This is a genomic window from Pedobacter nutrimenti (assembly GCF_032678445.1).
In the GTDB taxonomy this organism is placed as follows: domain Bacteria; phylum Bacteroidota; class Bacteroidia; order Sphingobacteriales; family Sphingobacteriaceae; genus Pedobacter; species Pedobacter nutrimenti_A.
In genome coordinates, this window is the sequence record NZ_JAVTSQ010000012.1 from 151,182 (window position 1) to 177,673 (window position 26,492).

Genomic DNA, 26,492 nt, shown 5'->3' on the forward strand with positions numbered 1-26,492 from the left:
GTTTACTGATGAATTGATTTTATGAAACTTTCGACCCGTATATTTCTTTCTACTGCTGTTTTACTGGCTGTTTCCAATAGTCCGGCTTTTGCCCAGGAACAAGATCCCGGCATGTGGGACAAAGCAAATCTTCAAAAAGATAATCCCAATCTGAAATGGTTTAAGGAGGCTAAATTTGGAATGTTCATCCACTGGGGACTCTATTCCAAACTGGCTGGTGAATACAAAGGAAAAAGGTATTACGGCAGCGGCGAATGGATTATGAACCAAGGTAAAATTCCTGCCGCAGATTATGCTGAGGAGGCTAAAACCTTCAATCCTGTTGATTTTAACGCGGAAAAATGGGCCAGGATTGCAAAAGATGCAGGCATTAAGTATATGGTCATCACGGCCAAACATCACGAAGGTTTTGCGATGTATGATTCCAAGGTGAGTGATTTTAATATTGTAAAAGCAACGCCTTATGGGAAGGACCCTATGAAAGCTCTTGCAGAGGCTACACGCAAACAAAACATTCCGTTTGGATTTTATTATTCCCAGTTTATAGACTGGCATGAGCCAAATGGTGGAAGGAATGGCTGGGATTTTGATGAATCGAAAAAGGATTATCAGAAGTATTACAGGGAGAAGGCGATTCCGCAATTGAAAGAATTGCTTACGGGTTACGGCCCGTTAGGTATTGTTTGGTTTGACATGCCGGGGGGGCTTACCAAAGCACAGACTCAACAACTGGTGGATAGTTTACACCAGCTTCAGCCTAAAAGTTTATTTAGCAGCAGGGTAGGACAGGGGCTTGGAGATTACCGCGATTTTGGTGATTCTGAGATTCCGGACGTGCCGATCAAAGATGCAGTATGGGAGTCCATTTATACCCATAATGATTCCTGGGGTTACATTAAACACGATATGAATTTCAAATCTTCTGAAGAGATCATCAGGCTTTTGGCCCGGGTGGCCTCTAAAGGAGGGAATCTGATGTTGAACGTGGGACCGGATGGCCTGGGAAATATCCCGCCTTATTCTGTAAAATATCTGCTGGAAACAGGAACATGGCTTAAAAAGTATGGAGAGAGTATTTACGGATCTGATTATGGTTTGGTACCCCCGCAACCATGGGGCGTAACGACTTCCAAACCTGGTCGTCAATTTTTACATGTATTTCACAGACCTTCAGATGGTCGGCTTTTGGTACCTGGATTAAAAGCTAAAGTGATGAAGGTTTATGATCTGAATACCAGGGTGTCTTTAAAATGGACGGTCGATGGTGATGATCTGTTTTTAAATTTACCTGAGTTTAAAGGCCGGAACCCGGATCAGGTATTTGTAGTGGAGTACAGTGGAAAAGCTCAGGATCACTCTGATAATAAAACCACCGTTGTATCTCCCCGGTATGAAGAAAACAGTCTGGATGCAATCTCCGCTCAATTAGAAGGAAAAGCAGAAATCAAAAGTTTAACCTACAGCTATTACTACGGAGACTGGAAGCATACCACCTGTGTGGTGGAAATGAAATCTCCATCTGATGGTGCGGAATTCAAAATGAGGCTCACAGGGACGGGAGATTACAAAGTGATACTCGAGTATGCCTGTCCGCAGGAAAGTGCGAGACAGGAGGGGAAAATAGCTTTTAACGGAAAGGATTATTTGTTCAGGACACTGCGCACTTCTGAGTTTGCTTCCAGTGCTCCTTTGATGTTCATTAAACATACCGTAGCTATTATCTCTGCAGATCGGGCGGGTGAGTATAGTTTGAAAGTCAGTCCACTTCAGGAAGGTAAGGAGTTGTTTAAATTGAAGTCTGTTTGGTTGGTTCCAATAAATTAAGATAGATAATAAGTTTAGATAGATATTGTATTTATCTGATTTTAAAATAAATATTAATATGAATAAATCGGTTTTTGTGGCTGTGTTGCTTTTGTCTTCTTCTGGCCAAATATTATTTGGTCAGTCAAAAAGCATCTATCATAAAGGTTGGACAGACTTTAACAAGAATGGAAAAATGGATGTGTTCGAAGATCCGTCCAAACCAGTTGAAGAACGGATAAATGACTTGCTTGGGCAAATGACACTGGACGAAAAAACCTGTCAGACGGCGACACTGTATGGCTACGGGAGGGTACTCAAAGACGAGATGCCAACAGCCGAATGGAAAACTAAAATCTGGAAAGACGGGATTGCAAATATTGATGAGGAACTGAACAGTTTGCCTTATAACAAAAAGGCCGTAAGCCAGTATTCTTTTCCTTTCAGCAAACATGCCGGTGCCATTAATACGGTGCAGAAATGGTTTGTGGAAGAGACTCGTTTAGGGATTCCGGTTGATTTTACGAATGAAGCTATCCATGGTTTATGCCACGATCGGGCGACCCCTCTTCCTGCGCCGGTAAATATTGGTTGTACCTGGAATAAGGATCTGGTGTATCGGGCAGGTAGTACTGTGGGGAGGGAAGCCAAAGCTTTGGGGTATACTAATGTTTATGCACCGATTTTAGATGTGGCCAGGGACCAGCGTTGGGGAAGGGTAGTGGAATGTTATGCGGAAGATCCTTTTTTGATTGCGGAACTTGGAAAGCAAATGACCTTGGGTATCCAGGATCAGGGTGTCGCAGCCACATTAAAACATTATGCGGTATACAGCGTGCCTAAGGGTGGGCGTGATGGGGCGGCACGTACAGACCCACACGTTGCTCCGAGGGAGATGCACCAAATGTTTCTGTATCCATTCCGCAGGGTGATCCAGGAGGCCCATCCTATGGGCGTGATGAGCAGTTATAACGATTGGGATGGTGAACCGGTTACCGGAAGTTATTATTTCCTTACGGAGCTTTTGCGCAAGCAATTTGGCTTTGATGGTTATGTGGTTTCAGACAGCGAAGCGGTAGAGTTTATCTCCAGCAAACACCATGTGGCAGAAGATTATAAAGCGGCCGTAAAACAATCGATAGAGGCAGGTTTGAATGTTCGTACACATTTCACGATGCCTGAGGTTTTTATTTTGCCTTTAAGGGAGTTGGTGAAAGAAGGCTCTGTGTCTATGAAAACACTTGATCAGCGTGTAGCGGATGTACTTCGGGTGAAATTCAGGTTAGGTTTGTTTGACCACCCTTATGTGGCCGACCCTGCTTCTTCAGATAAAAAAGTACATACAAAAGCGGATGAGGAACTTGCAGTTCAGATCAACAGGGAGTCTATGGTATTGCTTAAAAATGAGAAGAGTCTGCTTCCGCTGGATGTAAAAAAGTATAAGAAGATATTGATTACGGGACCCTTGGCCGAAGAAGTGAATTACACGACGAGCCGTTATGGACCTTCTAATAATCCGGTGACCTCGATATTGGAGGGGATTAAAGCTTTTGCCGGACAGAATGCTACCATAAAGTACAGTAAAGGTTGTGAAGTGATTGATGCAAAATGGCCGGAAAGCGAAATTATTCCTACAGATCTAACTGCGGACGAAAAGGCTATGATTGCCAATGCAGTAGAAGATGCCCGGCAGTCGGATATGGTGATCGCTGTGGTGGGAGAAACAGACAATCAGGTAGGTGAAAGTAAATCCAGAACAGGTTTGGGGCTGCCTGGCAGGCAGTTGCAATTGTTGCAGGCTCTGTATGCAACAGGAAAACCTGTAGTGATGGTTATGGTGAATGGCCGGCCGTTAACGATTAACTGGGAGAACCGGTATTTGCCAGCAATTCTACAGGCTGGTTTTCCTGGTCCTTCAGCTGGTAAAGTGGTGGCTGAAACACTTTTTGGTGACTACAATCCTGGGGGGAAACTCACGATGACCTTTCCAAAATCCATTGGCCAGATCGAATTGAACTTTCCATTTAAGCCAGGTTCACAGGCAGGTGAGGGCAAGAAAGATGATCCGAATGGTTATGGGAAAACCTCTGTTCAGGGCGCTTTATATCCTTTTGGTTATGGTTTGAGTTATACCAGTTTTGAGTTCAGTAATTTGAGATTGGGTCAGCAGGAGATTCATGCGCAAGCAGATCTGGAAGTATTGGTGGATGTAAAAAATACGGGCCAGCGTAAAGGAGATGAAGTGGTTCAATTGTATTTGAAAGACGAGGTGAGCAGTGTAACTACTTATGAATCTGTGCTCAGGGGTTTTGAACGGGTAGGTTTGGCTCCCGGAGAAACTAAGACGGTTAAATTTGTACTTCATCCTGATGATCTGGCTTTACTGGACAAGAATATGAACTGGACTGTAGAGCCCGGAAAATTCCAGGTTATGATTGGAAATTCTTCAGAAGATATTCGTCTGAAAAAGGAATTTACGGTGCTGGAACCTGCTGCCGTAAAGGCAAAACCTTAGCTGCTTTTTTACTGATCCTGTAGATTCTGTAATAGGCCAGTACGCTGTACAGCAACCAGAGCAGGATCAAATGGAACAGTGTGCCGAAATCTGTGGTTATACCGGCTCCTGCTTGTACAATTGCAGTATAGATCTTAATAAAGGGCGTGGTGGGCAGCAGGGAAGAAATCCATTGCAGAGGCAGGGGCAAAGACTCGTAAGGCCAGGTATAGCCTGTAATGAGGAAAATCGGATAGGTTGAAAAGGCCATGACCTGTAAGCAGATCAGCTGAGATTTAAATAGGGAACCGATAAACTGTGCCATGGGGATTAGGGTAAGGAGCAACAGAAGGAACAGGAGGCCGAGCTGAAAACCGCTGCCGCGCATAGGGATGTTCAGCAGATGGAAATTGATATTTAAAAAGAAAAAGGCATAACAACCAAACAGCAGGAGGTAGAACAAGCCTTTGCCCCAAATGGCCTGAGATAGATTGCCGTTATTCCAAAGCAATACAGATTTTCTTTCTCTTTCAGCTGCCACACTTTCAGACAGACCAATCAGTAAGGTTTGCTGCAGGATCAGTGCCAGCAGGCCGGGCAAAAGGAAGCCGCCGTAACTGCTGCGTTCGTTGAAAAGAGGCCTGTAATCGAGGCTTACCGGGGCTACTTGCTGCATGGCAGCCTCGTTGGTTAAGCCCTGGGTTTGCTGGAAATACTTAAGTCGTACGCCAGCCCCTATTGTCAGGCAGATTTGTTGTACATTAGCCAACAGATCGCTGGAAGGGAGAAACCTGGCTGCATTTACAGCAAGCACTACATTGGCCTGTTTTAAGGTGTACAGACTTTTTTCTGTGTCTTTCGGGATGTAAAAATAACCCTGGCAATTACCCTGATACATGTACTCTTTAGCCTCACCGAGATTAGGGAAATGGACCAGATCTACAATCTGCGACTTGTCAATATTTTGCATTAACAGTCGGGATAATGTGCTGTTGTCCTCATCTACAACAGCCAGTTTTACATGTTCTTCTTCTTTGTTGATATATATGCTTCCATAAAAGAAAGCATATAACAGCGGAGCGATCAATAGGGTGAGCAGCAAACTGTGATCTTTGGCCACCAATGCAACCTCGCGCCAGAATAAACGAGCAAATCCGGATTTAGGCTTGTTTTGCTTCATATTTCAATTGATTGAATTGTGCCTTCAGCAGCAGGCCTGCGGTAGGAAACATGACCAGACAAAACAAGAGGAGTTTTTGAAGCTCATTTTGCGAATAATGCAAAGAGAGGTTCATGTAATAGGACTTAAAAAAAGCGTCTAAAAATGGGGTATAAGGCATAATGGTGGCGTAATACTGATCGTACCAGGGCATTGCCCATCTCGGGAAAGTGAAGCCGCTGAATACAAAGGCGGGAGAAGTATAAAACAGAGCGGTATCTCCGGCCAGCATGACGTCTTTGAATAATGCAGAAATGAAAAAGCCGATGCCAATACAAGCAAGCGAGAGCAAGGTATAGAGAAAAAAGAATTTACCTGTGGCAGCTGGTACTCCAATATGGAAGATGGGGAAAATGACAAAGGCGATCAGTATAAAATTAATCCAGGCAATAGCCAGATGAGCTGTGGTTTTTCCGAGTATTACGGCTATAGCTGATCCTTTGGAGAGTTGGTGCAGTTCTTCCATAGTTCCCGTTTTCCATTCGTAATTCAGGGCAAGCATACTACTGATGATCAGGATCATTTGCATACCAACAGTAATCAGGCCGGGAACCAGGTATTCCTGGTAATTGTATGTGGCGTTATACAACTGGTAGGAATTGAGTTTTATGGGATTGGCCAATGCCATTGCTCTTTCTGGTTTTACACCGGTTTTTACCAGTTTCTGCAGGATCACGCCGGCGCTTCCGGTAATGATCACTTCGGCTACAGATTTGTAAACCAGTTTTGCAGGCACCAGCGAGGCCGCATTGGTATATAAAGTTACAGTAACCGGATGACGGCTCAGGATCTGTTTTTCCATTCCTTTGGGGAAATGGACCGCACCCATTGCTTTACCTTTTTGGATCAGGAGTTTGAGTTCTGCTTCATTTCCAACCCTGTAGCTTACGCTGAGTGCTTCTCTTTGAGTAAGGAAAAAAGTCAACTGGCGGCTTACGGGCGAATTGTCCTCGTCCCAGATGGCGAAAGGAAGATGCTTGGCCTCCTGTTTGTTATAAATCAGGGCATAAAAGAAAAAGAGTACTACCGGGATAATAAGCATAACCAGGTAGAAGACAGGAAGGGTAAAGATCCGTTTCCATTCTCTTTGTATAATTTGCCAGATGTTTTGCATTTAGGGAAGTTTTAATGAAGCTGTCATACCTGACCGGAGACCTTCTATTTTTGCATTTGGGGCAGGTGTAAGTTCTATGGTAAAGGTTCTCAGCTCAAATTTGCCCTTTTCATTTGTTGGGATCCAGTTGGCGAATTCAAGGGTAGGAGAAATGCTGGAAACTTTAACCTCAAATGTTTCAGGGGTACAGCCAGGAACGGTGACTTGTGCCGTGGCACCTGTTTTTAATAATTTACCTTTGTCCTGTCGTACATTAAAGCGCAGTAAAGCAGAGTTCTTTTTTTCGATGGTCATCATAGGATAACCTATGGAAACAATCTCTCCCTGGTGGATTACCAGGCTTGAAATTACCCCATCTGCCGGCGCATACACTTTTGTGTTATCGCCCAGTGCTTTGGTCAGTTCATACGCGTGTTCTGCTTGTTTTACTATAGCTTGTGCTGATCGGATAATTTCAGGGCGTGTACCTTTTTCAATTATTTGCAGGTTCAGTTTAGCTGTTTCCATTTCTTTTTTAGAAGCCTGGTATTTGAAATAAAAGATGTCTTTTTCTTGTCCGGAGATGACCTCTGCATTGTACAGGTTGTTCATTCTCTGATAGGTGTTACTGAATAATTTGTATTGCTCTTCAGTAATCTGGTAAAGCTTGGAGGTGGCTTCCACGAGTTCGGGGCGTGCGCCTTGTTTCAATAGATCCAATTGTCCTTTGGCGGCGTCTATTGCAGCAAGTGCTTGTGCTTTAATGGCATCGATCTCATTGGTGCGGAGAACAGCCAAAAGTTGTCCTGTTTTTACGGTATCTCCCTGGCCAACGAGTAAAGAGTCTAGTCTTCCAGGGAACTCCGCTGCAACATCTACACTTGATGCATCGACCATTCCGACAAGGGTATCCTCGCCCTCAGAAGAATTCCCTTTTAAAAAGAAAAACAGGGCAATGAGCACAACGGCTATAGGAATGGTTAAAGCCCAATAGTTTTTGAAAAAATCCTTCATCTTTTTAAGTTTTATAGTCCTGTTTCCTTTTAAGGAATGAATTCTGTGAATTGTTGCGGTTTACCCAGTATGTTGTAATATTCTGCTACGGTGAGGTAATAGCCCATAACTGCAGTGTAATAGGCTTTCTCAATTTCTGCTTCTACAAGTAGGGCATCGTTGACATCTTTAGGAGAAGAAAGCTGGTTTTTCATTCTCTCAGTAATCAGTCTGGAGGTTGTTCCGGCTTCTTTTCTTGCCGTATCAAGGGCAGCTACATCATTCTGAAGGGATTTTATTTTATTACCTGCCACCATCATGGCCGCCTGCAGTGTTTGACTGGTGTTTTTCTCTGCCAGTTTGGATTCCTCAATAAGTTCCCGGGCAGCTTGCGTGCGCTTGCGGGTCTGGCCGTTAAACAGTGTCCATTGTAATTCCACGCCTACAAACCAGTCAGGAATGGTTAAAGGAAGATCCTTTTGGTAAAGATTATAGTTGCCGATGGCGAATACATTGGGTAAAGCGAAAGAGCGTGTCACTTTTTCGGAAGTTTTGGCGTAAGCAGTTTTGCTGTCTACGAGTTTATAGATGGGGTTGCTTTCATAAAAACCAGGCTGTGCAGTTTCCGGTACTTTTGCAGTATAATTTAGTGTGTCTGTGATCTGAACGGCAGAATCCAATGCAGCACCCATCAGCTTGTTCAATTCTACCAATGCGTTTTGTTTGTCCAGTTTTAAGTTGTTGTAGATGGATTGGGCTTGTGTCAGAAATACATTGGTCCAGTTTTTCTGATAGGGTGGCAATACTTGGTTCTTCACCATTTCAGCGGCGTAATTTTTGTTTTTTGTAAGAGCGTCTACAATAAATTGTTGCTTATTTAATATGCTGTTGAGGTACAAAATCCTGACATATTGCGCCGCGATCAGGAAATTAACTTCTTTATTAGCTACCTGGACATTGATGCTGGTGGTTTCTACCAGGGAAGAAGCAAGATTCCGGGCTGCAGAAAGTTTGTTGCCCAGGTAAAGAGGTTGCCGAACGCCCAGGCCGGCAACAAAATAGGATTGCTTGCTTAATGAGGGGTTGTAATCTGGATAGATAGCCCCAATAATCTTCTTTGAGGCATTTAAAATACGGTCTTGCACAGGTTGTGATAAATCACTTCCTGTAATTTCTTTAAAGACTTCATTTGCCGCATTCAAACTTTGGGCTGAAGACCCGTTTACAATACCATCTCTAACCGTTTGAAGGTTAATGTCTATGGGTTGGCTGAGGTAGGTATAACTCGAAAGGAGGTCTACTTTTGGAAGATAGCTTTGTTTTTCTGCCTGAAGGTTAAATTTACTGGCTTGTAAAGAAGTTCTTGCTTGTTTTACAGTTAGATTATTCTGATACGCTCTGTCCAGGCACTGTTGTAAGGTGATATTCTGACTGTAACTATACGAAGAGCTCAGTAGCAACAGCGATACAATTGGAAACGCTAAGTTGTAGATTCTTTTCATAGGCGGGCGTTAACCAAATATACTATATTTATTAAATAAATGCCATTTTGCGCATGCAAACTTGGTTTTGTTTAATAAAATGGAAAAGCTATTGTCCTCCCAGCTTCCACATGGAGGACAATAATATGCATTAGCCATCAGTTTTTCTTTTTAGGTACTTTTGCTCCCTCTTTTCTCGCTTCGGAAAGCCCAATGGCTACGGCCTGTTTAGGATTAGGGTATTTATTTAAGCATTCAGTCCGCCATCAATTGTGATGGAGGTGCCTGTGATGTATTTCCCTTCTTCGCTGGCCAAATAAGCTACAAGTCCAGCAATATCTTCGCCGGTTCCATATTCTGAAAGTGCCATCCGGCTTCTCAGAAAATCTGCAAGTTCTGTATCTGAAGGATTCATGTCGGTATTGATGGGGCCTGGCTGAACCAGGTTCACTGTAATGCCTTTGGCACCAAGATCTCTGGCCAATCCCCGTGTGAATCCGGCTAGTGCAGCCTTACTCATCGTATATAAAGTAGTTTGGGGGCCGAGTGCATTTTCAGCCATGTTGCTGCCGATGGTAATAATTCTGCCATTACGGGGCATTTTTGGGGCGACTGCAAGAGCTGCAACATATACTGCCCTCACGTTAATTGCCATGATTTCTTCATAATCTTCCAATGTATGAGATTCAAATTCCTTTCCAACATAGATGCCTGCATTATTGATCAGGATATCAATTGGGCCAAGTTCGGTAATGGTTTTATGAATGGCATTCGTTAGGGCTTTAGGATCGATGCTGTCTGCCTCAACAGCACGGGCATGACCTCCTTTTGCGTTAATTTCGGCGGCAACTGCTTCTGCTTTTTCTTTTGATTTCGAATACGTCAAAACTACTGTTGCACCTTCTTCAGCAAGTCTTTTACTGATGGCTGCACCCATTCCACGGCCACCGCCAGTGATGAATGCTATCTTGTTTTCTAAACGGTTCATAATGTTTATGTATTAATTCTGATCAAAAGTAGAGGCTTATATTTACATTTGCAGGTATGCATTAAATTGTCAGGTACTAACAAAAAGGTAAGAAATGAGAAAGGAATCTTCTACGAACGCTATTAATGAAAAACAGATCAACGACAGTTGTGGTATGGCTTACTCTTTGTCGGTATTGGGTGGCAGATGGAAGCCAGCGATACTTTGTAGGTTGGTTCATCAAACTATGCGGTATAGTGATCTGAAAAATTCTATAGATCAGATCTCAGAAAGAATGCTGGTTTCTCAGCTGCGGGAACTGGAAGCTGATCAGGTGGTGAAGCGGACGGTGTATCCTGTGGTGCCGCCAAGGGTAGAGTATGAACTCACTGAACTTGGCTTGAGTATGAAGCCTATGTTAAAGGCGATGTCTGATTGGGGGAATATGCATAGGAGTAAGGTTAATCCTGATGCTGAGGTTGTGGTTTCAGAGTTTTAATTGGTTTTTCGAGAAGTGTAAATCATAAGCACGTGGTGTTGTTGCTCTTTATTTGTGTCAATTTCATATAGAAACTAAGCTTTATTCGTATTATCGTAAAAAAAAAGATTTGCAGATCCATAAGCCCTCACAATTATCTCTTGAAAAACAATACTGGTTGTCCCTCAAAAATGGAAATCCAGACGGTTTGGAGATGCTCTATAAGTTATATTCTAACCCGCTGTACAATTACGGTTCAAAATTTACAGCAGATAAAGATCTGATTAAGGAATGCATCCAGGAACTGTTTGTGAACCTTTGGACAAGGAGGACTTTTATTAATCATCCATCAGACGTTAAAAATTACCTTTTCAAATCTTTCCGGCATTCTGTTTTTAAAAAAGCAGCTTTATTACAAAAAAACGAGGAATACCAGGAAGCAGAAAATTATGCATTTTCGGTCGTTCTGAATATGGAGGATTCGATCATCTCGGCTGAACAGAACGAAGCACTGAAACGCCGTTTGGAAAAGGCTGTTTCAAAGTTGACTGACCGCCAGCGGGAAGCAATCTTTCTGAAATTCAACGAAAACCTCAGCTACGATGAAGTTGCAGATGTGATGGGGATTTCTGTAAAAGCAACTTATAAAATTATGGCGCGTTCACTCGGGTTTTTGAGGGAACATTTGTCGCGCGAAGATCTTGCGGTCCTTTTATCTATATTTTACTTGAAATTATTTAATTGAAAAACAATTGGTTATGATTTTTTTAAAAAAAAGTAACCTGGGTATGGGGTAAAAAAAAAGTTTTTCAGCTAATCGGATTGAAAAGAGACAATTATGGATAAACCATCTGCTGATTTTAGTTCCCGTACGCTGGAAGATTTTATAAATGATCCCGGTTTTGTGCTTTGGGTAACCGGTGCCGACCAAACAGCTGATCAGTTCTGGCTTCAGATCCAGGAACAGCACCCGCAATTGATACCTGTTATAAAGGAGGCCAGGCTATTCATATCATCACTTCGTTTTAAAAGCGACTATATGAATGGCCAGGAAAAAGAATTGCTCTGGCAAAAGATCAAGAGCGAAATGGCGCCGGTTAAAAGAACTGTCCGTCAGTTTTCTTTCTGGATGCGGTCTGCTGCTGCAGTATTCCTGCTCGGGATGCTGGGAGCTGGACTTTTCTTTTACTTCCAGAATCAAAAACACGAGGAACGTACTGCATTTGGCCAGCGCAAAACTTTGACTCTGCCAGATGGGTCTGTGGTGATCTTGAATGCCAATTCCAGCCTGCATTACGCAAAAAAGTGGGATAAGGAAGAACCAAGAGAGGTTTGGATTGAAGGAGAAGCTTTTTTTAAGGTAAAACATTTGCACCAATCTGGGCTGATAAAGAAAGGTGAACGCTTCATCGTACATGCCAGGAAACTCAATGTGGAGGTATTAGGTACTTCATTTAATGTGAAAAACAGAAGGGGACTGATAAAAGTAGCTCTTGTAACTGGTAAAGTTGGCATAGGCGTAGCTGGAACGCGTAATTCTGAAATCAGGTTGCTGCCAGGGGAGTTGGCGGAATATCGGGACAGGACTCATCAGATGATCAAAAAAACCATTCATGTCGGGGATTATACCGCATGGAGCACAGGAGAGCTCCATCTCAACAACACACCATTAAAAGAGGTGCTTGGTATGATTGAAGAGAATTATGGTTATACTGTCGTTTTAAAAGACCCTGTCCTGGCAACGCGAAAACTTTCAGGTAGTTTTTCTTCTAGTTCTGAAGATGTTTTATTTAAAGCACTATCTGCCTCTCTCGGAATTAAAATAGAGAAAAATCCATCAACCCATCAGCTGATTATTAAATAAGTGACCCAAATTTTTATGAAAATTTTAAAAAGAAAGAGAGGCTTGATTGCCTTTTATATGCTTCTTTGTGCCTGTATCATAGGTAATGAATCAATTCTTGCCCAAACGACACCTTCTAAACGCATTCTTCTGAGCGATGCCCTGAAGCAGATCACTGCACATTTTAAGGTGAATTTTTTGTACGAAGAGATCCACGTTGGAAACAAAAAGATAAATTTCAGTGCAGACAGCCTGAAAACTCAAAAAATTGAACGGGTATTAACTGGTCTTTTAATACAAGTTGAGCTCCGTTGGTCTAGAATTGATCAAAAAAACTATGCTATATTCCCTGTTGGAGATAAAAAATACAATTCTAAAGCAGAGGTCCAGTCAGGCCATATATTAGATACTGCCGGGCGTGCGGATTATAAAACAGACACCTTGTTCAATCAGGCTGCGCCGAACCTACTGAAAGAAGTCAGCATCACGACCAATAAGGCTGTTGTAGAAACCAGGGCAGACCGGCTGGTCTACAATGTGGGAAATAGTGCTATGGCTGCTGGAAATTCTATTGAGCTATTGAAAACGGCTCCTTTTGTAAAGGTTTCTGCAGAAAATGCCATTAGCCTTCAGGGAAAAAATACGATGGTGCTGATTGATAATAAGCCGGTTCCGGAATCCTCTCTGCTGAATATTCTCCAAAGCCTCCCTGCAGGGAATATTTCGAAAATTGAATTAATTACCCAGCCCTCTGCTAAATATGACGGTACTTATGGTGCTGTAATCAATATAGTCACTAAAAAAAGTAAGATTGAAGGGTTTACAGGTAATATAAGAACAGACGCTTCAACGGGGAAATACGGTGCTGTTGCACTTAACTCTTCGCTTGCGTATAAGTATAAAGCATTAACGCTCTTCGGTACTGTGGGTCTTATCCGGCAAGATAATTTGTTTTCTGTTCAGGAAGAAAGGAGTATAGGGTTAACCAATCAAACGGAATTTCTAACGAACAATTGGAAGCGTTTGTTGCACCTCAATGCGTATTCATTTCGCGCCGGGGCAGATCTTGAACTCGGGAAGGGGCAAACCATCGGTTTCGTTGCCGATGGTGACACAGGTAATGCAAAGGGCTCATGGCCTACTGAAAATGCTTTTATGAAGTCGGGGACACCAGCTGTTGATTCTGTTTTATTTACTGAGGGCACATTCCGTATGCCGCGTTATTCCTGCAATTTTAACCTGAATTATCATTTGCTGACTGATTCAGGCAAAAATGAATTGACTGTGCTTGCTACTTACACACCTGCCAGGCGCAATTTGCAGCAGTATTTCCCATCTGTCCTCAAGAATGGTGCAGGTGAAATTTTAAGTACGCCGCCGGACTATCAGACCACTAACATTTCAGATGTCAAAGTTTATATTGGTCAGCTGGATTTTGTGCATAGCTTTAACCGGAAATGGAAACTGGAAACAGGGTTGAAATATCAGCAGGCAGATTCCAGAAATGAGATCGACTATCTGGAGAACCGTAATGGACAATTTGTTCCGGTACCGATTTATTCCAGTGATAACAATCTTAAGGAATCAATCGCGGGCGCCTATGGTATACTTTTAAAAAACTGGAAATCTGATGAATTACAGATAGGTATACGGGCAGAAGAAACCACTGCAGAGTTCCTTAGTGTTTTCAAGCAGCATTATTTCAACCTTTTTCCAACGGTATCTTATCAGCACAACATTAAGGACGATCAGAGTTTTGCCTTTTCTTACAAAAGAACGATTAGCAGGGTGCGTTACAGCGAATTACTCCCGTATGCGGTATTTCTAAACAGGTATACTGTTGAACAAGGAAACCCTGCGTTAAAGCCATCTTACGACAATATCTTTTCGGTAAGCACAACGCTTCATCAAGTAAATCTGTCTGTGAGCTATACCTCAACATCGGGTATGATTGCTCTGTTTCCTGTAAAAGAAGACCCTGATACTAAGCTGACCTATTTCTCCAGGCAAAACCTGGATAGAGCCTACGACTATTCTATGAACCTCTACTTCCCTTTGCAGATCAACTCCTGGTGGGAAACACAGAACAGTGGCACAATTATAGGGTATAATAAAACGGAAGGCCGTGTTCTTAATGCAGTTTATTCTCTTTCTGCTTTTCATTCTGATTTTAAATCAGCACATATCTTCCAGTTCTCAAAGGGATTGAAATTTGAAATTGATGCATATTACTGGACAGGCTATGTTCAGGACCTAACTCATTTTAGTGGCTATAAAAATGTGAATGCTTCCATATTGATCGGGCTGTTCTCTGGAAGAGGTCAGCTTCAGATTGGGGGAAATGAATTGATCTTTAAAAGAAATGACTATGCCTCTGATCGTACATTTGGATCGTACCGCATTCATAATGTAACCAATTCAGACAGTAGAAGGGGGAACATTGGTTTTACCTATAAATTCGGCAAAACGAGCGTTAGATCACCAAGGAAACAACTCGGAAATGAAGATGCTATGAAGCGGCTTTAATTTGAACATAGAATTATCCCAGTGGTCCTAAGTTACGGAACATATTGAGCATCCATCCTGGAATGCAACCTTCTCCCGATAAATTGCCTTTTGAAACTGCGGGCTTGACTGGAACGGCAATTGAAGTGCAGGTCCTTTTTCCCTGACAATTTTGAGGTGCAGCCGTGTGGAACGTGATGAATAAGACCGGGATGAATAAAATTGCTTTCATGTGATTTCTAATTGTTATCACCCCTAAGTCCATAGTTGTGCCAAAAGATATAAAACTCGTCTGATGCTTTAGAAAGGCGGTTTTTGGACTATGACTGTTCGTATTCGAACAGTCATAGTGTTCGTTACTGAATAGCTGTTTATTCTGTTTCTTCAGGTAGCGGGTGGAATCTTCTTTCTCCCACTTGTTGTCGCCACATGGCATAATATAGCCCCTTTTGGAGTAGCAGTTCATCGTGGGAGCCTGTTTCTGCTATCTTACCTTTTTCCAGCACATAGATGATGTCAGCATGCATCACCGTAGATAACCGGTGTGCAATTAGAATGGTCATTTGTTCCCGGCTTGCTGAAATTTCACGAATGGTGGTGGTAATGTCTTCTTCAGTTAGAGAATCCAGTGCAGATGTAGCTTCGTCAAAAATCAATAGCCTGGGCTGACGCAGCAGGGCACGGGCGATGGAAATTCTTTGTTTTTCTCCTCCGGAAAGTTTCATGCCATTTTCTCCAAGCATCGTATTTACGCCATGTGATGCTTTTGCAATTAATCCGGAAGCGGAAGCTTTCCGGAGTGCTTCGCTAATCTCTTCATCTGTTGCGGAAGGTTTAACGAAAAGCATATTCTCTTTAATGGTTCCCGCATACAATTGCGTGTCCTGGGTAACAAAGCCAATCTGTCTTCTTAAAGGGTTATAACGCAGATCTGTAGAATAGACATCATTAAAGAAAATCTTGCCCTCTACTGGGGTATACAGGCCAACAAGCAATTTAACCAGAGTCGATTTACCGGAGCCCGAAGGCCCTACAAAGGCAATAGTTTGTCCTGTCTTAACAGCAAAGGAGATGTTGTCTATAGCATTGTAATCGGCTGTTTTATGACGGAAGACAACATTCTCAAAACTTAGGTTCTCCAGCGGACCAATGGCTATCGGGTTTTCCGGTCGCCGCTCTGTTGGTTTATTCATAAGTTTGTCGAAATTTCGGATGGAGGCATCTACTTCCCTGTATTGAAGGATCATATTTCCCAGGTCCTGTAATGGTCCAAAAATGGCTGTGGAAATAAACTGCATGGCAATTAATTCTCCCGTGCTGAGTACTCTCCGGAAAATTAGCCAAAGAAGGATAAATAAGATGGATTGTTTGAGGATGTTTAGGGTTGCTCCCTGTAAAAAAGAAAGCAGGCTTACTTTCTTTGCCTTAAACATCTCCAGTTTGAATATTTTTAGGGTTTGTTCATTTAAACGTCTGATTTCCGGAAAAGTTAATCCGAGGCTTTTAACCAATTCTATATTGCGCAGGCTTTCAGTGATGACTCCGGCTTGTGCATCCGTTTGACGGTTAATCTGACGCTGAACGGTCTTGATTTTTCGGGATAACAGTCCTGTAAGGGAACCAAGGACCACTACACCAATAAAGAAGACTGGAATAAGCATCCAGTTTTTGCTGATACTATACCAAAGTAGAAAACCAGTGCCCACCAGAGAGGAAAAAAGTACATTGATAAAGGAGTTGACAAAACGTTCTGCATCTGTTTTTACTTTTTGCAATACCGATAAAGTTGTCCCGCTTCTGTTCTCCTCAAACTCCTGAAAGGAGAGGCGGAGGGTTTGTTTCAGGCCATCGTTGAAAATATGCATGCCGAATTGTGCAACGGTTTTTCTGGTGAGGAATTCCTGGCAAGACTTAAAGAATTTAGAGAGCAGGGCAATTACGACTGCAATGCCCAGCCAGTAAACTACACTTTGGATAAGTTCTTTTTCGGAAAGTCCTTTAGGGTTGCTGGCATAATTGTCTACAATTTTTCCAAAGATTAAAGGATCGACCAGGCTGAGTAGTTGAGCTGCCCCAGCTAAGAGAAGAGACAAGAAAATAAGTCTTTTATGAGGTTTTAGGTATTTCCAAAGTGTTTTCATCGTCCCGCGGATTATAGCGTTACTGAGTTTACAACAAAAATCAATCCCTTTAGGGGGCGAAGATTAAGTATGGGCAAATAGAGACCAGATGTATAGAGAACTCATACTTTGTTCGCAAATACAGGGGGCTTTTGCGACTGAGGTATGAGCATGGTGTGCACATGGTATGCGGTAGGTAGAGTCCGGTTATAGTAGGAAGTTAAGTATTTGTAATTAAATGCAGGGGATTTGGCTGTTGTGTAAATAGAAAAAGGACCGAAGTCTAGCGACTCGGCCCCTTTCCATTAAATTAACGCTCTCGGGTATAAAGGTAGAAAAGTTTTTTTAATACATGCAAATTTTTTTAAATTTTTTTATGCCGAACAAAGACTGGCTTTGATGCGATCATATTCCTGTGAGGAATAGGGCTTTTCATTATATTTACATGGTATGACTGACGCTCAAATAAAGTTTAGATTTCTGTTCATTCCTTATGTAATAATAAGCCTGATGTTTATGGTATTGTATACTTTCTTACATTGGTTTTTGGTGATGAAGCTAAATTTGCTTTCTCCTTCTAGACTCTTGGTCACGATTGCCTTACCTGTACTTTTGTGCTGGATACCCGCTTTAATTTTTATAAACTTACGAATCAATTTACTTTCCTTGTATCAGACTAGGGGAAATGTTCCTATGCTTTACTTCTTGATAGCAGCCTTTGGATTATGTATTCCTACTATTTTTGCTCAACAGTATTTAATTACTGCAGTTGGAAAATTAAATTACTTAAAAACAATAGACGATGTGCGTTCTAAATTACCAGAGAAGTATTTTAATGTAAAAAGCTACTTTGTTGATAAAGAAAATGCTTCCTGGTATAGCAATAGTAATTTAAGTGGGTGGCATAATGACACTCTAAATGTCTCAGTTTATTTTATTTGTCCGATCTATAATGGGAAAAATAACCCTGTGGAATTGCCGAGACTTTGGTTTGGAGTTAAATATCAAATCCAGATGCCTAATGGGCTTCGTTCGGATATAAAAGAAGACCGGACTCAAGATTTTTACAAAGACAGCCAGAAAATGTTTCAGGATAAGGATTTTCGAAATTTTAATTATTTCGAACAGATTAATGAGGGCCGATCGTATGGTGGCTATTTAGCGGCTGTAAATAATGGTTATGGTTTAAAATTGAAAGATATTCTCGTCTTTGAGGGAAAGTTTGAGCCTTTTGAATCCAGATCAGGGGATAAATTATGGTGGGTTATTTTATCCTATATTTTGTTTTCTTTTGTTTGGGGAGTTGTTATCTCCATTCCTGATATAGAGACGAATATATTTCAGGATCAACTAAATTAATATTGTTTTTCTGGTCTGTTGTTTTAAATCGACACAAAAAAATAAATAAAATTTGCGTAGTTAAATGACTACGTTTATATTTGTAGTCAAATAGCTACATAATGAATTTAAGAAGAGATGTATTTCAGGCGATAGCAGATCCGACAAGAAGGGCTATACTTCTGTTGGTGGCTTCGCAGTCTTTGACAGCAGGGGCAATAGCTGCAAATTTCGATACTGCAAGACCAACAGTTTCAAAGCATTTGCAAATACTTACAGCGTGCGAATTGCTTAAACAAGAACAAAATGGCAGAGAGATTCACTATCACATTAACGCAAAAAAAATGAGAGAGGTTGCTGATTTTATTGAGCCATTCCGGCAAATGTGGGAAGGTAGATTTAACACATTAGAAAGTATAATGAAAGAATATAAAAGCAAATAGCATGGAACAGAAAACAAAAATTAATGCCGAAGAAGGCAGGCAAGATTTGATGATTACCAGGGAATTTGATTTGCCACTGGAGTTGCTTTTTAAGGCTTATGAAGAGTCGGATATTGTGGAGCAATGGATGGGAACAAAGGTGTTAAAGCTTGAAAATAGAAAACATGGAGGTTATCAATTTGAAACCAGCGATAACAAGGGAAATGTTGTATTTCGGGCAAATGGTGTTATTCATGAATTCGTTACGAATCAACAGATCACCCGGACATTCGAAATGGAAAATGCCCCTTTTGGTGTGCAGCTCGAGTTTCTCAAATTTGAAGAACTCAGCAAAGAAACCAGTAAGCTCGCTATGCATGTTGTATATAAATCAGTTGAACTTAGAGACAGTATGCTGCGGTTGCCGTTTGCTCAGGGTATAAATATGGCTCATAGCCGATTGCAAGACATTTTAAATAAATCAAAATAAAGATCATGAATAAATCAAATAAAATCATCTACTGGATTTCTACGATCTGGCTCGCCCTGGGGATGGTGTCGACTGGAATTGTTCAGCTATTAAAGATGAAAGAGGAGGTGGAGAAGATTGCTCTTTTAGGCTATCCCCGCTATTTTCTAACTATAATTGGGGTTTGGAAAATTCTTGGTGTTGTGGCTGTGCTTATGCCTAAGTTGCCGTTACTGAAGGAATGGGCGTATGCGGGGTTCTTTTTTGCAATGTCTGGCGCTGTCTTTTCTCATCTGGCTGTTGGGGATGGAGCTAAAGAGTTTTTTGGACCAATATTGTTACTTGTCTTAACCATCGTTTCCTGGTATTTCAGGCCTTCAAGCAGAAGAGTTATTTTTAGTTAATTAATAAAATATGAGCCACATGAAAAACGAATTGTCTCAAGAAGAGCTTGAGCATCTATTCCAAACTTTGAAAGCCCGTTTTGAAAAAAATATGAACCGTCATAATGATTTGGAGTGGACTGATCTGCAAATGAAATTAGAGGCTAATGCTGAGAAGCAATGGTCGCTTTATGAAATGGAAAGGACCGGAGGAGAACCGGATGTAATTGGTCGTGATAAAGAAACGGGTGAGTACGTTTTTTATGATTGCTCGGCTGAAAGCCCTAAAGGTCGTAGAAGTCTTTGTTATGACAGGAAAGCATTGGAGGCAAGAAAAGAACATAAACCAGAGAATAACGTGTTGGATGTGGCGGCTGCAATGGGGATTGATCTGTTGTCAGAAGAACAATATCGGGAGTTGCAGAAACTGGGTGATTTTGATGCAAAAACTTCAAGTTGGGTGAAAACACCAGCTGATATTAGAAAACTAGGTGGAGCGATCTTTTGCGATCGCCGCTATAATACTGTTTTTACGTATCACAATGGAGCCGATTCTTATTATGCTGCGAGAGGATTTCGTGGTTCGTTAAAGGTTTAAAATTAAAATAATCAGTTTACTACGATGAACCCAAAAGTTGATTTTTATTTTAGCGAAGCCAAAGCATGGCAGGAAGAACTGGAGCAATTAAGAACGATTGCGCTAGATTGTGGACTGAGAGAAGAGCTCAAATGGGGCTGTCCTTGTTATACCTTTCAGAATGACAACATTGTTTTGATACATGTATTTAAAGAATATTGTGCATTGCTGTTTTTCAAAGGGGCGTTACTGCAGGATCCCGATGGCATCCTAATTCAACAATCTAAGAATGTGCAGGCAGCACGTCAAGTCCGGTTTACCAATGTTCTGGAAATCCTGGAAATGAAATCGACCCTAAAGGCTTATATCTATGAGGCTATCGAGGTAGAAAAGGCTGGTTTGAAAGTTGAACTTAAAAAGACGGAAGAGTTTGTTGTTTCTAAAGAATTCCAGCATAAATTAGATCAGATCCCTGCTCTAAAAACCGCATTTTATGGATTGACACCTGGGCGGCAAAGAGCTTATCTTCTTCATTTTTCATCTCCTAAACAATCCAAAACCCGCGAGGCGAGAGTAGAGAAATATATGCCGCAAATCCTTAATGGAAAGGGTTTAAACGACGAGTAATTATGGATCGGATTAATTCCGTTCCTTAAGCAGAGTTCAATTGTACTTATGTGTTTTTGGTGGAATTATATGAAAATAAAAAAGCCTCTAAATCTAAGATTTAAAGGCTTTTTTTAAGTCGGGGTGGCAGGATGCCTTACCTATGTTTTAAATATCTTATTTTCAATAACTTACAACCCCATGAAACATCAGGGTGTAGATTAGGGCATAGTTTATTTCAAATCAAATCAGCTTAAACCATTTTATCAACTTGTATAACTATCGTCCGATAGTAAAGTATAAATAACTGCTTATTTGATGACTCAAAGATAGTTTTTTGGTGTCATCCTGCAAAATAAACTTTAAATAAAAACGATACATTCCTGTAAGTGCTTTTGCATCTTATAGTTCAAATTCTTTCATTCAATAAAAGACCGTTACTATCTCTCCTATGCGATTAGCTTTTTGAACTATTTTAGTTACGATATATCAAACATTATCCGGCTAGAGGTAATCGAAAACAAAACACACCTCCTCCCCAATCGCACTTTCCATCCACATCTCTCCATTTTCTGCTTCTATAAAGCCCTTAGGTATAACCAATCCAAGGCCTGATCCCGTTTTATTATTCCCATCCGTTGGAACCTGGAAATAATGGTCAAATAATCTTTTTTGGTATTGTTCCTCAATTCCTTTCCCAAAATCACGTACAGAGAATTCTATGCTTCCTTCCTTCTCAAGAACCTGGACAACTATTTTAGACTTTTCTGAACTATAGCGTATGGCATTAGATAGAAAATTGACCAATACCCAAGCTATTTTTTCTATATCTACATTTACTTTGGACAAGTTGTTTTTACTGATCAGCTCCAGTTCTACTGAACTTTGTTCTGCCTGGAACCTAACCGCATCCATCGCATAGATGGCAATCTTGCAGGGTTCAGTCTTCGCAAAGTTCAATTGCAGATTTCCTGTTTCAACCTGCGACAGATCAAGCAGGTCATTCGTAATTTTCAGCAGACACCCATAATCATCTTTAATGTGCTGTATCCGCTATTTCTGTTCCTCATTCATCGTTCCTACATGTTCATCATCCATTAATTTCAAACTCATTTTAATAGAAGAAGTTGGTGTCTTTAACTCATGAGGTTACTCGTTCTGGAATTGCTTGTCGTTATCAAAGGAGGCTAAGGATTGATCAGTTATGCTTTATTTTAACAATTCAGCCAATTTCTTTTCTAACTCATCACCCATAAGGTTTTTGGCAACGATCCTGCCGTCCGGGCCAACCAGGAAATTCTGGGGAATTGCCCCAATAAAATACAATTGTGCCGCTTCATTCCTCCAGCCTTTTAAGTCAGATACCTGCGTCCAGGTTAAATGATCATCGTTTATCGCTTTAATCCAGGCCGCTTTTTGACTTTCTCCATCAAGCGAAACACCCAAAACATTAAGTCCTTTATCCTTGTATCTACCATAAGCTTTAAGTACCGTAGGGTTTTCAGCCCGGCACGGCCCGCACCAACTGGCCCAAAAATCAACTAACACATATCTGCCTTTGAAATCATGCAGCGATACCGCTTTGCCTGCTGTATCTGATTGTGTAAAGTCGGGTGCCATTACGCCGACAGCGGTTTTTTTTCTTTTTGCGATGTTTGCTACGAAAGCAACGCCCATTTCAGTTGACCGGACACTTTCTGAAAGCGAATTAAAAACGGCTTCAACTTCTGCAACTTCTGCAATTTCTGCAACAAAATCCGGCATGAAGTCTACGTAATTTTCCAGCGTAAAAAGGCTGATTAATGAATGAGGGTTAGCCTTAATAAAGGTTAAGTAAATAGCTTTCTGTTGTTTTGGAAGCTGATCGTTCCACTTATTGATATACCCTCTAAACTCCTTTGATTTTCTTTTTTCTTCTGACGCAGTACGCCATTCCGTATTCAGCTCAGCTATTTTTTCATTAACAGAGCCCAACGCAATTGTTAACCTGGCGTTATCAGCATTTATTGGGCCACCGGTAACTCTGGCATTTGCCAATGAATCCGGACTAACAACGGCTATAGTTGCCGGTTCCAGGTAAAGGTCAATACGGGTACCTGTACTAATACCTGTGCCCTTATTGCTAATGATCAGGATTGCTCTCGTTGGGTCGGTTATAGTACCTGTAAAACTAAATTCCCCTTTGGTAATTAAAGCAGAATCAGGTAGGAAACCATTATGAATCAGGTAAGCTTTCGCCGGAGCGGATAAGTGCCCTACTTTTCCGTTTATGGTGTAATTACCACTTTGTGCCAGTAATAAGCCGGGAATTATAGCCATTATTATTATTATTATTATTATTATTATTATTGCACCTAAAACTTTCATACTATTTTGCATTATGTGTTTATTTATTTGTTAAAAATCTAATTCGGCTTTTTGTCCCAATCATCTTCCATATTATCAGAGCTGTCACGCATCGCCCTATGATCTTCCCTGTTGGGTTTGTCATTTTAACAATTCAGCCAATTTATTTTCCAACTCATCACCATGAAGATTTTTGGCAATAATCCTACCGTCGGGGCCAACCAGGAAATTTTGCGGGATACCTTGCACCACATATAGTTTAGTGGCCTCATTGCTTAAATCACATACCTGTGTCCAGGTTAAATGATCATCATTTATAGCTTTAATCCAAGCAGCTTTTTGACTTTCCCTATCAAGCGAAACACCCAAAATATTAAGTCCTTTATCTTTGTATTTGCTATAGGCCTTAACTACGTTAGGATTTTCGGCCCGGCATGGATGGCACCAGCTTGCCCAAAAATCAACCAATACATACTTGCCTTTAAAATCATGCAGCGATACTGCGTTGCCTGCTGTGTCTGATAGTGTAAAATCGGGTGCCAATGTATTTATGGCAACTTTTTTCATCTCTATAATATATGCCGCGTATGCGGTACCCGCCTTAGTTGCCCGCACACTTTCTGAAAGCGAATCGAAAACGGGTGCAACTTCTGTAACATCAGGTATGAGGCCTTCGCAATCTACCAGTGCAAAAAGACTGATTAGCGAGTTGGGATTAGCTTTTATAAATGCCAGGTAAACATCTTTTCGTGTAATTCCCCGAGTTGCTTCAGCCAAAGCTTTAGTTAGCCGGGCATTATCAGCATTGAGCGCCCCCCCTGTAACTTTGGCATTTGTCAATGAGTCCGGACTAATCACGGTTAGGGTTGCCGGTTCCAGGTAGAAGTCAATTCGGTTACGGGTACTTGCCCTAGGACCAGTGCCTTTGTCGTTGATGATCAGAGCTGCTCTGCAGGGATCTGCTATGGTACCTCTAAAACTAAAATTTCCATTTTTAATTAATACAGAATCAGGTTGGTTATTACCGTTAAACAGGTAAGCTTTCGCCAGCGCGGATAATTTCCCTACTTCTCCATGTATGGTGTACTTACCGCTTTGCGCCAGTAATAAGCCGGGCATCAAAATTATTATGATCGTCCCCAGAATTTTTATGGTATTTTTCATGTTATCTTTATTTTAGCAATTCGGCCAATTTATTTTCCAAATCATCCCCCCTGAGGTTTTCTGCAATTACCTTTCCTTCCGGGTTAACCAGGAAATTTTGCGGTATCCCCCGCACCTTATATAGCATAGCAGCCTCATTACCCCAGCCTTGCAAATCAGATACCTGTGTCCAGGTTAAATGATCATCATTTATGGCCTTAATCCAAGCAGCTTTTTGACTTTTTCCATCAAGCGAAATACCCAAAATATTAAGTCCTTTATCCTTGTATTTACTATAAGCCTTAACTACGTTAGGGTTTTCAGCCCGGCATGGCCCGCACCAGCTGGCCCAAAAATCAACCAATACATACTTGCCTTTAAAATCATGCAGCGATACCGCTTTACCTGTTGTGTCTGATTGTGTAAAGTCGGGTGCTGTATAAGGAACCAAAATAGAATCTTTAATGGGTGTTTTTTTCATCTCTGCGATTTGTTCCGCATAGTAAGTACCCATATAAGTTGACCGCACACTTTTTGAAAGCGAATTAAAAACGGATTCAATTTTTGCAACAGAATCAGGTATGGTCTTTGCAATGCTTCTAAGTGCCTCAAGGCTGAACCATGAATTGGGGTTAACCTTAATAAAGGTGAAGTAAATAGCCCGCTGTTGTTTTTGAAGCTTAGCTGCCCACTTGTTGGTATAATCTACAAACTCCTTTGATTTTCTTTTTTCTGCTGATGCTGCTCCGTACTCCTTATTCATTGCCTCCCTTTCTCTCATAAAAGGGGCCAACGCTATTGTTAACCTGTCTTTATCAGCATTGATGGGGCCGCCGGTAACTTTGGCATTTGCTAATGAATCCGGGCTAACTACGGTTATTGTAGCCGGTTCCAGATAAAGTTCAATACTGGTACCTGTACGAATACCCGTGCCATTTTTATCGATGGCAAGCCATCCTAATGTGGGGCTGCTTATGCTACCTGTGAAACTAAAGTTTCCGTTGGTAATTAAAGCAGAATCTACCGTACGTTCGTACACGAGGTAAGCTTTTGCCGGAGCGGATAACTTCCCTATTTTTCCGTTTATAGTGTACTTACCGCTTTGTGCCAGCAGTAAACCGGGCATCAAAATTATTATGATCGTCCCTAAAATTTTTATGGTATTTTTCACTTTTCGTTTATTTATTGATTAGAAACTGAATTAAAGGCAGTATCTCCTGCGCAATTTTTACGTTAAAAGTTCTTTCAGCTTTTTGAATTGATCAATGATTTTATAGTACAAACCGGAATAGTATATTTCACAATCATTTGCAGCCACTTTTCCTTCGCAGGCTCATAATAAACATCCGAGGTAGTACAAACCATACCTATTACTTGCCCATATTGATTAAGGATAGGCGCCCCGCTTGATCCTGCTGCATAATCTGCGGTAATTTTCATCCTTTTCGAATATTCACCACCCTCCTGTATATTACCTGACACTACACCCTCTGTATAATAGTAAAGTATGTCTGTTGGGTTTGTAATAGCCCTCACTGCTGAACCTGTTTCTGCCGGTTCTCCTAATTGTAATGTCTTTAATTTATTACCGGTTGTATTTACTTTAAAAATAGCAGCATCGCCGTCTTTTGAGTAAGCCAGGATCTTTTCAACCGGGTAAACATGCCCATCTGAGGTGCCAACAAAATAGAAGTTGTCTTTATCTTTAGTACTATCATCTTTGGTAATGTAATCATGTAAAACATGATAATTGGTAACACACACACCATCTTCTGATATAGCAAATGCCGAAGCCCACATCACCGTATGTGTTAGATCGCAACCGCCACATTTATAACTTCTTCCTATGCTGAGAACGCCTGGTTTACAAGAGTTAAACAGCACATTACCCTCTAATTTTTTGTTTGCCGTCGGCTTGGTTAAATTTACTTTTTCTGAACTTTGTGTATTCTCCTTTAGTTGAAGAGCTTCTTCCTCAATTTGTGCGAAGCTTTTATGCTGTTTAGTTTTTAGTAAATATTCTGCCTTTTCTATAAGTTGTTTTCTAAATTGATTCTCATTCACGTAGTTTACCTTTTCACTATTTTGTGCAAAAGCAAAACTGCATGAAAAACAAAAAGTGATTAATAATAGATGATATAATGTTGTTGATTTGTACATTTTTTTTATAATTTATTTTATATTTAATTAAAATTTATTCCAGATTGAATAG

General features: G+C 41.1%; 23 protein-coding genes and 1 pseudogene. 12 read left to right on the forward strand and 12 right to left on the reverse strand.

Annotated features, from left to right (window positions below):
* The first annotated feature begins 21 nt into the window (after window positions 1-21).
* Together R2S08_RS22045 and R2S08_RS22050 are read left to right on the forward strand one after the other, a co-directional pair.
* Window positions 22-1,824, forward strand: coding sequence for an alpha-L-fucosidase (locus tag R2S08_RS22045; RefSeq protein ID WP_316837169.1), 1,803 nt, complete (start codon window positions 22-24; stop codon window positions 1,822-1,824).
* A 58-nt stretch (window positions 1,825-1,882) separates the two neighbouring features.
* Window positions 1,883-4,318 carry a glycoside hydrolase family 3 N-terminal domain-containing protein gene (locus R2S08_RS22050; protein ID WP_316837170.1) on the forward strand — a complete coding sequence of 812 codons (2,436 nt, stop codon included), beginning with the start codon at window positions 1,883-1,885 and terminating at the stop codon, window positions 4,316-4,318.
* Here the strand turns inward: R2S08_RS22050 and R2S08_RS22055 are convergent.
* The 6 genes and pseudogenes from R2S08_RS22055 to R2S08_RS22080 form a co-directional block, all read right to left on the reverse strand.
* Entirely contained in the window at window positions 4,278-5,477 is a 1,200-nt protein-coding gene (locus R2S08_RS22055) for an ABC transporter permease (RefSeq protein ID WP_316837171.1), read from the reverse strand. The genes R2S08_RS22050 and R2S08_RS22055 overlap by 41 nt on opposite strands.
* On the reverse strand, window positions 5,458-6,630 hold the full coding sequence (locus tag R2S08_RS22060) for an ABC transporter permease (protein ID WP_316837172.1): 1,173 nt from the start codon (window positions 6,628-6,630) through the stop codon (window positions 5,458-5,460). Before R2S08_RS22060 ends, R2S08_RS22055 begins: the two co-directional genes overlap by 20 nt.
* The gene (locus R2S08_RS22065; protein WP_316837173.1) at window positions 6,631-7,623 is read right to left on the reverse strand and encodes an HlyD family secretion protein; all 993 of its coding nucleotides are present in this window, start codon (window positions 7,621-7,623) and stop codon (window positions 6,631-6,633) included.
* A gap of 29 nt (window positions 7,624-7,652) precedes the next feature.
* Entirely contained in the window at window positions 7,653-9,104 is a 1,452-nt protein-coding gene (locus R2S08_RS22070) for a TolC family protein (RefSeq protein ID WP_316837174.1), read from the reverse strand.
* Window positions 9,105-9,241: 137 nt separating this feature from the next.
* Window positions 9,242-9,307, reverse strand: a pseudogene (locus tag R2S08_RS22075) (DUF6496 domain-containing protein); the annotation flags it as partial.
* Window positions 9,308-9,330: 23 nt separating this feature from the next.
* Entirely contained in the window at window positions 9,331-10,071 is a 741-nt protein-coding gene (locus R2S08_RS22080) for an SDR family NAD(P)-dependent oxidoreductase (protein WP_316837175.1), read from the reverse strand.
* Window positions 10,072-10,165: 94 nt separating this feature from the next.
* On the opposite strand from R2S08_RS22080, the gene R2S08_RS22085 reads away from it, so the two are divergent.
* From R2S08_RS22085 to R2S08_RS22100, 4 genes are all read left to right on the forward strand, one after another.
* Entirely contained in the window at window positions 10,166-10,549 is a 384-nt protein-coding gene (locus tag R2S08_RS22085; RefSeq protein ID WP_133784239.1) for a winged helix-turn-helix transcriptional regulator, read from the forward strand.
* A 109-nt stretch (window positions 10,550-10,658) separates the two neighbouring features.
* Entirely contained in the window at window positions 10,659-11,273 is a 615-nt protein-coding gene (locus tag R2S08_RS22090) for an RNA polymerase sigma factor (protein WP_316837176.1), read from the forward strand.
* Between the two features lie 93 nt (window positions 11,274-11,366).
* A complete protein-coding gene (locus tag R2S08_RS22095) occupies window positions 11,367-12,392 on the forward strand; it encodes a FecR family protein (RefSeq protein ID WP_316837177.1) in 1,026 nt (341 codons plus the stop codon).
* Window positions 12,393-12,407: 15 nt separating this feature from the next.
* The gene (locus R2S08_RS22100; RefSeq protein ID WP_316837178.1) at window positions 12,408-14,897 is read left to right on the forward strand and encodes an outer membrane beta-barrel protein; all 2,490 of its coding nucleotides are present in this window, start codon (window positions 12,408-12,410) and stop codon (window positions 14,895-14,897) included.
* 350 nt (window positions 14,898-15,247) lie between these two features.
* Here the strand turns inward: R2S08_RS22100 and R2S08_RS22105 are convergent, their stop codons facing one another.
* Window positions 15,248-17,017: an ABC transporter ATP-binding protein gene (locus R2S08_RS22105; RefSeq protein ID WP_316837179.1), complete on the reverse strand. Its 1,770-nt coding sequence runs from the start codon at window positions 17,015-17,017 to the stop codon at window positions 15,248-15,250.
* 429 nt (window positions 17,018-17,446) lie between these two features.
* On the opposite strand from R2S08_RS22105, the gene R2S08_RS22110 reads away from it, so the two are divergent.
* From R2S08_RS22110 to R2S08_RS22135, 6 genes are all read left to right on the forward strand, one after another.
* Window positions 17,447-18,355 carry a hypothetical protein gene (locus R2S08_RS22110; protein WP_316837180.1) on the forward strand — a complete coding sequence of 303 codons (909 nt, stop codon included), beginning with the start codon at window positions 17,447-17,449 and terminating at the stop codon, window positions 18,353-18,355.
* 101 nt (window positions 18,356-18,456) lie between these two features.
* Window positions 18,457-18,777, forward strand: a complete 321-nt coding sequence (locus tag R2S08_RS22115; RefSeq protein WP_133784257.1) for an ArsR/SmtB family transcription factor — start codon at window positions 18,457-18,459, stop codon at window positions 18,775-18,777.
* A 1-nt stretch (window position 18,778) separates the two neighbouring features.
* Window positions 18,779-19,246 (forward strand): SRPBCC domain-containing protein, encoded by a 468-nt coding sequence (locus R2S08_RS22120; protein WP_316837181.1) that lies wholly within the window; start codon window positions 18,779-18,781, stop codon window positions 19,244-19,246.
* Between the two features lie 5 nt (window positions 19,247-19,251).
* Window positions 19,252-19,629, forward strand: coding sequence for a DoxX family protein (locus R2S08_RS22125; protein ID WP_316837182.1), 378 nt, complete (start codon window positions 19,252-19,254; stop codon window positions 19,627-19,629).
* A 10-nt stretch (window positions 19,630-19,639) separates the two neighbouring features.
* Window positions 19,640-20,206, forward strand: coding sequence for a DUF4256 domain-containing protein (locus tag R2S08_RS22130; protein WP_316837183.1), 567 nt, complete (start codon window positions 19,640-19,642; stop codon window positions 20,204-20,206).
* A gap of 24 nt (window positions 20,207-20,230) precedes the next feature.
* On the forward strand, window positions 20,231-20,812 hold the full coding sequence (locus R2S08_RS22135) for a YdeI family protein (RefSeq protein ID WP_316837184.1): 582 nt from the start codon (window positions 20,231-20,233) through the stop codon (window positions 20,810-20,812).
* Between the two features lie 483 nt (window positions 20,813-21,295).
* On the opposite strand, the gene R2S08_RS22140 is transcribed toward R2S08_RS22135, so the two are convergent.
* The 5 genes from R2S08_RS22140 to R2S08_RS22160 form a co-directional block, all read right to left on the reverse strand.
* Complete coding sequence (locus tag R2S08_RS22140; protein ID WP_316837185.1) at window positions 21,296-21,751, reverse strand: sensor histidine kinase; 456 nt, start codon at window positions 21,749-21,751, stop codon at window positions 21,296-21,298.
* A gap of 249 nt (window positions 21,752-22,000) precedes the next feature.
* Window positions 22,001-23,110: a TlpA disulfide reductase family protein gene (locus tag R2S08_RS22145; RefSeq protein WP_316837186.1), complete on the reverse strand. Its 1,110-nt coding sequence runs from the start codon at window positions 23,108-23,110 to the stop codon at window positions 22,001-22,003.
* A 168-nt stretch (window positions 23,111-23,278) separates the two neighbouring features.
* Entirely contained in the window at window positions 23,279-24,301 is a 1,023-nt protein-coding gene (locus R2S08_RS22150; RefSeq protein WP_316837187.1) for a TlpA disulfide reductase family protein, read from the reverse strand.
* 7 nt (window positions 24,302-24,308) lie between these two features.
* On the reverse strand, window positions 24,309-25,406 hold the full coding sequence (locus tag R2S08_RS22155; protein ID WP_316837188.1) for a TlpA disulfide reductase family protein: 1,098 nt from the start codon (window positions 25,404-25,406) through the stop codon (window positions 24,309-24,311).
* 119 nt (window positions 25,407-25,525) lie between these two features.
* Window positions 25,526-26,440: a serine protease gene (locus R2S08_RS22160; RefSeq protein ID WP_316837189.1), complete on the reverse strand. Its 915-nt coding sequence runs from the start codon at window positions 26,438-26,440 to the stop codon at window positions 25,526-25,528.
* Between the last annotated feature and the right edge of the window lie 52 nt (window positions 26,441-26,492).